The sequence below is a fragment of the Brevundimonas sp. genome (assembly GCF_018608325.1).
Lineage (GTDB): Bacteria > Pseudomonadota > Alphaproteobacteria > Caulobacterales > Caulobacteraceae > Brevundimonas.
Window position 1 is genome coordinate 27444 of record NZ_JABAZW010000062.1, and the last position, 8148, is coordinate 35591.

Here is an 8148-nt window from a genome sequence, read left to right on the forward strand (position 1 = left end):
GCAGGCCGCCGACGGTCGAGTGACGCACCATCGGCACCATGTCGTCGCCGTGACCGCCCAGGGTCCAGGCGTGGATGTCCTGCACCGACACGCCGGTCTTTTCAGCCAGGAAGTAGGCGAAGCGCGCCGAGTCCAGAACGCCAGCCATGCCGACGACCTTCTCCTTGGGCAGACCCGAGAACTTCTGCAGGGCCCAGACCATGGCGTCGAGCGGGTTGGTGATGCAGATGACGAAGGCGTTGGGGGCGTGGGCCTTGATGCCTTCGCCGACGGCCTTCATGACCTTCAGGTTGATGCCGATCAGGTCGTCGCGGCTCATGCCCGGCTTGCGCGGCACGCCAGCGGTGACGATGCAGACGTCTGCGCCCGCGATGTCGGCGTAGTCGTTGGCACCCTTCAGGGCCACGTCCTGGCCGAAGACGGCCGAGGCTTCGGCGATGTCCAGGGCTTTGCCCTGCGGCGTGCCTTCAGCGATGTCGAACAGGATCACGTCGCCAAGGGCTTCGCGGGCGGCCACGTGGGCCAGGGTGCCGCCGATCATGCCGGCGCCGATAAGGGCGATCTTCGCGCGAGCCATGGATGTCTCCGTTTGTTGCGTGTGCGAAAGGATACAAATCGTGGCGGCGGTCTAGACCCCTCGGGCGGCTGTCGCAAGAACCTCGCTTTACGCGTTTGGCCCAGCCTGCGAAGGTTCGCCTGTAACAGGAGGATTTCGATGCGCGCTTCTCTGTCCCCGAGCTTGTGCCTGAGCTTGACCATTGGCCTGCTGGCAACGGCGGTCGCAGCGCCCGCCCTGGCTCAGACGCCGCCTGCGACCATTGGCGACCGCTATATCCCCGCGCCCTGGTGGATGCGCGATCCGGTCATCGCCTCTGTCGGCAATGTGAAGGTCGAGCTTCAGGCCAACCGCGCCTTTGTCGCCGCCAGTTTCCAGTCGGTGGAGCGCAGCGTGAACGATGCCTCGCGCGCTGCTGCCGATCAGGTGCGCGCGCTCAGCCAGGCACTGGCGGGCTATGGCGCCGACAAGGTGCGGGTCGAGACCAGCGTCACCACCCGCCCCATCTATGACCAGTATCGCGATGCGGACGGTGTCATGCGCGACAACACCCGCGCCGACCGGATCGCCCGTTATCAGGCCGATGCCGCCGTGCGCGTGACCGTGCGCGATGTCGCCCTGATCGAGCGGGTCTACGCCACCATCGTCGCCTCGCGCCCCACGGCCATTGGGCAGGTCAGCTTCAGTCTGGACCCGGAAAACAGCTGGAAGGCCAATCTGGCCGCCGAGGCGATGAAGGATGCACGCCGTCGCGCAGAGGCGGCGGCGACGAATGCAGGCGCGACCCTGGGCCGGGTGCGGATCATCGATCCGTCCGGGCGGGTCTGTCAGACGGACGTGCTGGCGGGCTGGCCCTCCTATGCCGCCTCTGGTCCGGCGACCTCGGTGGATGAGATTGTGGTCACCGGTTCGAAGGTGATGGAACGGGCGAGTTTCGCTCCGCCGCCTCCTCCGCCAGCAGCGCCTGCAGCGGGCGGTGCGCCCAGTGAAGATCAGATCGAGGCCGCGCGTCTGGCCCTGCAGCCGCCGCTCCAGACCCTGAGCGACAGCGCCTGCATCATCTACAGCCTGAACTGATCTGAATGACCTTCTCTGTCGATCCTGCGTTCGAGGCAGGCTCCATCGCTGCGGGCGAATGGGGCCTGTGCCATGTCCGTCTTCAGGATGACGCCCGCTTCCCCTGGCTGATACTGATCCCTCGCATCGAAGGGGTGGTGGAACTATCCGACCTGACGGCGGATCAGCGGGCGGCGTTGATGGAGGAGACGGTGCGGGCGGGCGATCTGGTCCGGGCCTTGGGAGGCGAAAGTGGTCGCTCTATCGACAAGCTGAATGTCGGGGCCATCGGCAATGTGACCGCCCAACTGCACGTTCATGTGGTCGGGCGTCGTCGGGACGACAGCCTGTGGCCCGATCCGGTCTGGGGGCGGGGACCGGCTGAACCCTATGCGCCCGAGCAGCGCGCGGCGGTTCTGGCGCGGATCACGAACGCGGCGTAGGCCTAGCCGGGACGTGCCACAGTCACCGGATGGCGACGACCCTTCTGGACCAGGGCTCCGGTCCAGCCCGATCCCGCCTGTTGCAGGTGCAGTTCGCCCCCGGTGATCGGCACCACGACCGTCTGGCCATCGGTTGTGGCGGGACCAGCGGGGCCGCTGAGTTCAACACCGGGCTGGCTGTCGAGGCGGGTCCAGGCGCCCTCGATCATCCGCCCCTCACCCCGATCCGTCAGGGCCAGGGACAACAGAGGCTTGCCGTCCGCGCCCATCACACGCCAGCGACCGTCAAGCGGACCCATGCGGCGGTCGGTGTCGAGTTCGGCCTGGGCCACGCCCTGATCATAGGCAGTCTCTGTGTCTGACGGGCTGACCTCATAGCTGGCGGCATAGGCGTCGACGGTCACGGGCTGGGTCAGGGGGGCGCGATGTCGGATCGTCTCGCCATCGCCCTGCGCCGGGGTCCGACCAAAGTCGGAGGGCGGTTCAAAAGGTCGAATGGCCGGGGGCTGATAGGTTTCCGGCGTCGCGTCCAGCGGCCCGTAGGTCGCCTGGATGGTCAGGGCTGAGGCGAAGGCGAGCCAGATCATGGGCTTACCCTGCCAAACCCCGGCCTCAAGGGCAAAGTCTCGGATTGCAAAGCGCGCAATCGTGATCGGGTTCGAAAGCGATCCCTGCAGGCCACATTGCAACACTTGTTGAAGCCGTTTGTTGACACCCACGCTTGCCGGTCACTAAAGCCTTCGCAACCGCACACGGCGATTGAATTCATTCGCTTTTGAGAACGATTCGCATGACTCATCCCAGCCCGAACTCGGGGGATGCGCGCGACGACCATACCGGCCGTTTCGTCACCCAGCCGAACGGACACCGTACCCCCCTTTCGCCGCACATGAGCATCTGGCGTTGGCACGTCACGATGACGGCCTCGATCCTGTTCCGCGCCACGATCATCGCGGCGACGGTCGGCGCCGTGATCCTGATCGGCTGGCTGGCCGCCCTGGCCTTCGGGCCTGAGGTCTATGCCTGCGTGTCCCAATGCGCCGCCTCGCCGCTGGGCCTGTTCGTCGGCTTCGGCCTGACGGTGGTGCTGTTCTCCTTCATCCTGAACGGCGCGCGCCACCTGACCAATGACACGGGCCGGGGCCTGACGCTGAAGTCGGCGGTCCTGCTGTCCAACATCGCAGTCTGGGCCCCTGTGCCGCTGGCCGTGCTGTTCTGGGTCCTGCTGTTCACCACGGGGAGGGTCTCGCTGTGAGCGGCGCCGCCAAGTTCAAGAACAACGTCAAGATCTCCGAGCGCCACGGCGCCAGCGAGTGGCTGAACGAGCGTATCGCCCTTGCGGCCCTGATCCCTCTGGGTCTGTGGCTGGCCTCGACCGCCTTCACCCTGACCGGCGCTGACTATGGCGTGGTCGCCGCCTGGTTCTCCAGCACGCTGAACGCCGTGCTGCTGGGCGCGACGGTGGTGGTCTTCTTCGGTTTCGCCAGCCTAGCCTGGAAGGTGATCCTTGAGGACTATGTCCCCAATCCGGGCCTGCGCAATGCGCTGGTGATCCTGCTGAACCTGATCTTCCTGGTGCTTGCAGCGGCCAGCATCTTCTTCATCACGCGGCTGGCGCTGGGTTCTGCGCCGCTGCCTGCCGGCTTCGGAGCCTGATCAAGTAATGGCTGCTTACGAACTTATCGACCACGAGTACGACGTCGTCGTCGTCGGCGCTGGCGGCTCGGGCCTTCGCGCCGCGCTCGGCGCCGCTCAGCAGGGCCTGAAGGTCGCCTGCGTGACCAAGGTCTTCCCCACACGTAGCCACACTGTCGCGGCGCAGGGCGGCATCTCCGCCTCGCTCGGCAACATGGGCGAGGACAGCTGGCAATGGCACATGTACGACACCGTCAAGGGGTCGGACTGGCTGGGCGACCAGGACTCCATCGAGTACCTCGTCCGCAACGCGCCCAAGGCGGTTTACGAGCTGGAACACTGGGGCGTGCCGTTCTCGCGCACCGAGGAAGGCAAGATCTATCAGCGCGCCTTCGGCGGCATGACCCGCAACTTCGGTGAAGGCCCGGTGCAGCGCACCTGCGCCGCCGCCGACCGCACCGGCCACGCCATCCTGCACACCCTGTACGGCCAGTCGGTCCGTCGCGAAGTGAAGTTCTTCGTCGAATATTTCGGCCTGGACCTGATCATGCAGGACGGCGTCTGCACCGGCGTCACCGCCCTGCAACTCGACACCGGCCAGCTTCACCAGTTCCGCGCCAAGATGGTGGTTCTGGCGACCGGCGGCTATGGCCGCGCCTACTTCAGCGCCACCTCGGCCCACACCTGCACCGGTGACGGCAATGCGATGGTGCTGCGCGCCGGTCTGCCGCTGCAGGACATGGAGTTCGTGCAGTTCCACCCGACCGGCATCTATGGCGCCGGCTGCCTGATCACCGAGGGCGCACGCGGTGAAGGCGGTTACCTGACCAACTCTGAAGGCGAACGCTTCATGGAGCGCTATGCGCCGACCGTGAAGGATCTGGCCCCGCGCGACATGGTTTCGCGCTCCATGACCATCGAAATCCGTGAAGGCCGCGGCGTGGGTCCGAAGAAGGACCACATCTTCCTGCACCTGGATCACCTGGATCCCAAGATCCTGCACCAGCGCCTGCCGGGCATTTCCGAAAGCGCCAAGATCTTCGCTGGCGTCGACGTGACCAAGGAGCCGATCCCGGTCCTGCCGACCGTACACTACAACATGGGCGGCATACCGACGAACTATCACGGCGAAGTTCTGACGCTGCGCGACGGCAACCCCGACAGCGTGGTTCCGGGCCTGATGGCTGTGGGCGAAGCGGCCTGCGTCTCGGTGCACGGCGCCAACCGTCTGGGTTCAAACTCCCTGACCGACCTGGTGGTGTTCGGTCGCGCTGTCGGCCTGCGCTGCGGCGAGGTGGTGGACAAGAACTCGGCTGTTCCGTCGGCCTCCAAGGCCCAGACCGACGCCCACTTGGCCCGTCTGGACCGGTTCCGCAACGCCAACGGCTCGACCCCGACCGCTGAGCTGCGTCTGGCGATGCAGCAGGCCATGCAGGCCGACGCCGCCGTCTTCCGCACCGGCAAGACGCTGGAAGAAGGCGTGCAGAAGCTGCGCGCCATCGACGCAGCGGGTTCCGACATCAAGACCACGGACCGTGGCCTGATCTGGAACACGGACCTGATGGAGACGCTGGAGTACGACAACCTGATCGCTCAGGCTGTGGTCACCATCGAGGGCGGCCTGAACCGCACCGAATCGCGCGGCGCCCACGCCCGCGAGGACTATCCGGACCGTGACGACGTCAACTGGATGAAGCACACCCTGGCGTGGAAGCGTCCGGGCGAGAACGTCCAGATCGACTACCGTCCGGTGCACAAATACACCATGACCGACGAAGTCTCGTACATCGAGCCTAAGGCGCGGGTTTACTAAGATGGTTCAGCTCACTCTCCCCAAGGGCTCCAAGCCGACCAAGGGCAAGGTCCACAAGGCCGCGCCCGGCTCCAAGGACGTCAAGACCTACAAGGTCTATCGTTACGACCCCGAGGTCGACGCCGATCCGCGCTGGGACACCTATGAGGTGCCGACCGGCGACCACGGCCCGATGCTGCTGGACGCCCTGATCCACATCAAGAACACGATCGACCCGACCCTGTCGTTCCGTCGTTCGTGCCGCGAAGGCATCTGCGGCTCCTGCTCGATGAACATCGATGGGCGCAACACCCTGGCCTGCACCAAGGGCTGGGATGAGTGCAGCTCGCACAACATCACCATCGCCCCCCTGCCGCACCAGCCGGTGGTCAAGGACCTGGTGACGGACCTGAGCCTGTTCTACGCCCAGTACGACTCGATCCAGCCCTATCTGCAATCGGATGAGCCGGACCCCGAGAAGGAGCGTCTGCAGACCCCAGCTGAGCGCGAGAAGCTGGACGGCCTGTACGAGTGCATCCTGTGCGCCTGCTGCTCGACCTCCTGCCCCAGCTACTGGTGGAACCAGGAAGAGTACCTCGGCCCGGCGGCGCTGCTGCAATCCTATCGCTGGATTTCCGACAGCCGCGACGACGCGACCCAGAAGCGCCTCGACGACCTTGAAGACCCCTTCAAGCTGTATCGCTGCCACACGATTATGAACTGCGCCCAGGTCTGCCCCAAGGGTCTGAACCCGGCCAAGGCCATCGCCGAGACCAAGAAGCTGATGGTCGCGCCCAGCCGCAAGAAGGCGGCCTGATCGTTTCGCCCGTTTCCTCCATGACGCCGGTGCTGTTGTTCTCGTATGGGACGCTTCAGGATCCGGCGGTGCAGATGGCCAATTTCGGTCGTCTGCTGGAGGGGACGGCGGATCAGCTTGTGGGGTTCGAGCGGTCTCTGGTCGAGATCACCGATCCCAAGGTGGTCGCTGAAAGCGGCCTGACGCACCATCCCATCGTGCGGCCCAGCGACGACCTGTCAGAGCGGATCGACGGTACGGTCTTTCGGATCAGCGAAGACGAACTGCGCGCCGCCGACGCCTATGAAGTCGATGACTATCACCGCGTCAGCGTGAAACTGGCCTCCGGGCTTGAAGCCTGGGTCTATATTGCGGCCTGATCTACGCCGCGCCTTCAACCTGTGTTAGCAGCCCCGACATGGCCAAGATCACCTACATCGAACACGACGGGACCGAGCACGCGGTCGAGGTCAAGAACGGCCTCAGCGTCATGGAAGGCGCGATCCGCAACAATGTGCCGGGCATCGACGCCGACTGCGGCGGCGCCTGCGCCTGCGCCAACTGCCATGTCTATGTGGACGAAGCCTGGCGCGAGGCGGCGGGCAAGCCCAGCGCCATGGAGGAGTCGATGCTGGACTTCGCCGAAGAGGTCGAGCCGAACAGCCGCCTGTCGTGCCAGATCCGTGTCTCGGATGCGCTGAATGGCCTGGTCGTGCGTCTGCCCGAAAACCAGCACTGACATGGCCCGGGTCGATCCCGGGTTAGTCGAGATCATCGGTCGCTGGATCGAACGGGCGGACGCGAAGGGCCCGCCCCCCATACTTGGCATCGCCGGGTCGCAGGGTTCGGGCAAATCGACTTTGGCCCATGTTGTCGCCGAACGGTTCGGGTGTGCGGCCCTGTCACTGGATGACGTCTATCTGGCCAGGGCCGAACGTCAGGCGCTTGCGGCCCGCGTCCATCCGCTGTTCGCCACCCGCGGTCCGCCGGGCACCCACGACCTGGGCCTGTTGAACCGGGTGTTGGATCAGTTGCGCAGCGCCGGACCAGGCGACGCCACGCCCCTGCCGCGCTTTGACAAGCTTGCAGATGACCGGAAACCCGAAGCGGACTGGCCGGTGTTTCCGGGGCGGCCCGTCGCCATCATTCTGGAGGGCTGGTGCCTGGGTGCGCAGCCCCAGACGCAGGCCATGCTGGCGTCGCCGATCAATGAACTGGAGCGGACCCAGGACGCGGACGGGCGCTGGCGGGGTGAAATCAATGATGGATTGGCTGGGGGTTATGCGGACCTGACTGCACGTCTGGACAGGTTGGTTTTCCTGCAGGCGCCCGATTTCGCACGGGTGCTGGACTGGCGTAGCGAACAGGAGGCCGGGCTTCTGGGCGTGACCAGTCTGCCACCCGAACGTCGCGCCGCCATCGCCGATTTCGTTCGCTTCTACGAGCGGTTGACGCGGCACATGATGGACGGCGGAATCGCGGCTGATTTCACGGCCACGCTTGACCCTGACCGGCATCCGGTCGCCATTACCGGCCGTCTGTAGCGTTTCAGAGTATGTGGTTTGTTCGGGTTGAAATTCGGGCGCGGGGAAACGGCTCGCGCGGATCGCCGTCTGCACCCGCGCAAACTGGTCAACGTCCGGGGCGTGGTGTCCGCGCCCAGTCTGGAGATGGCCTGCATCATCGTTGACCTGTCGGACGGCGGCATGAAGCTGCGTTTGGATCGGGGAACGACCCTGCCGCCCGAGGTCGCCGTCATCGATGTGGCGGACGGCGTCGCCTATCCCGCCGTAGTGGTCTGGCAGAGGCGTCAGGAAGCGGGCCTGCGCCAGACCGGCGCCGTCTCTCTGCGCGGGCTGGTTCCGGCGCG

General features: G+C 65.7%; 11 protein-coding genes and 1 pseudogene. 10 read left to right on the forward strand and 2 right to left on the reverse strand.

Annotated elements, in window-relative coordinates; all coding sequences use genetic code 11:
* Positions 1-577: pseudogene (locus QZ281_RS06675) on the reverse strand (malate dehydrogenase); the annotation flags it as partial.
* Positions 578-715: 138 nt separating this feature from the next.
* Between QZ281_RS06675 and QZ281_RS06680 the strand changes: the two are divergent.
* Positions 716-1633, forward strand: a complete 918-nt coding sequence (locus QZ281_RS06680) for an SIMPL domain-containing protein (RefSeq protein ID WP_292226261.1) — start codon at positions 716-718, stop codon at positions 1631-1633.
* Positions 1634-1638: 5 nt separating this feature from the next.
* Entirely contained in the window at positions 1639-2055 is a 417-nt protein-coding gene (locus QZ281_RS06685; protein WP_292226262.1) for an HIT domain-containing protein, read from the forward strand.
* Positions 2056-2057: 2 nt separating this feature from the next.
* Here the strand turns inward: QZ281_RS06685 and QZ281_RS06690 are convergent, their stop codons facing one another.
* A complete protein-coding gene (locus QZ281_RS06690; RefSeq protein ID WP_292226263.1) occupies positions 2058-2642 on the reverse strand; it encodes a hypothetical protein in 585 nt (194 codons plus the stop codon).
* 203 nt (positions 2643-2845) lie between these two features.
* On the opposite strand from QZ281_RS06690, the gene sdhC reads away from it, so the two are divergent.
* From sdhC to QZ281_RS06730, 8 genes are all read left to right on the forward strand, one after another.
* Positions 2846-3310, forward strand: a complete 465-nt coding sequence (gene sdhC / locus QZ281_RS06695; protein WP_292226266.1) for a succinate dehydrogenase, cytochrome b556 subunit — start codon at positions 2846-2848, stop codon at positions 3308-3310.
* The gene (gene sdhD, locus QZ281_RS06700; protein ID WP_292226269.1) at positions 3307-3711 is read left to right on the forward strand and encodes a succinate dehydrogenase, hydrophobic membrane anchor protein; all 405 of its coding nucleotides are present in this window, start codon (positions 3307-3309) and stop codon (positions 3709-3711) included. The genes sdhC and sdhD overlap by 4 nt, the downstream gene beginning before the upstream one ends.
* Before the next feature lie 7 nt (positions 3712-3718).
* A complete protein-coding gene (sdhA, locus tag QZ281_RS06705; protein ID WP_292226271.1) occupies positions 3719-5503 on the forward strand; it encodes a succinate dehydrogenase flavoprotein subunit in 1785 nt (594 codons plus the stop codon).
* 1 nt (position 5504) lies between these two features.
* A complete protein-coding gene (locus tag QZ281_RS06710; RefSeq protein WP_292226272.1) occupies positions 5505-6299 on the forward strand; it encodes a succinate dehydrogenase iron-sulfur subunit in 795 nt (264 codons plus the stop codon).
* A gap of 20 nt (positions 6300-6319) precedes the next feature.
* Positions 6320-6658, forward strand: coding sequence for a gamma-glutamylcyclotransferase family protein (locus QZ281_RS06715; protein ID WP_292226275.1), 339 nt, complete (start codon positions 6320-6322; stop codon positions 6656-6658).
* A 38-nt stretch (positions 6659-6696) separates the two neighbouring features.
* A complete protein-coding gene (locus tag QZ281_RS06720; protein WP_292226278.1) occupies positions 6697-7017 on the forward strand; it encodes a 2Fe-2S iron-sulfur cluster-binding protein in 321 nt (106 codons plus the stop codon).
* Positions 6980-7822 (forward strand): kinase, encoded by an 843-nt coding sequence (locus tag QZ281_RS06725; RefSeq protein WP_292226280.1) that lies wholly within the window; start codon positions 6980-6982, stop codon positions 7820-7822. Before QZ281_RS06720 ends, QZ281_RS06725 begins: the two co-directional genes overlap by 38 nt.
* Before the next feature lie 18 nt (positions 7823-7840).
* On the forward strand, positions 7841-8148 hold a 308-nt coding region (locus tag QZ281_RS06730), incomplete at its 3' end, for a PilZ domain-containing protein (RefSeq protein WP_292226283.1).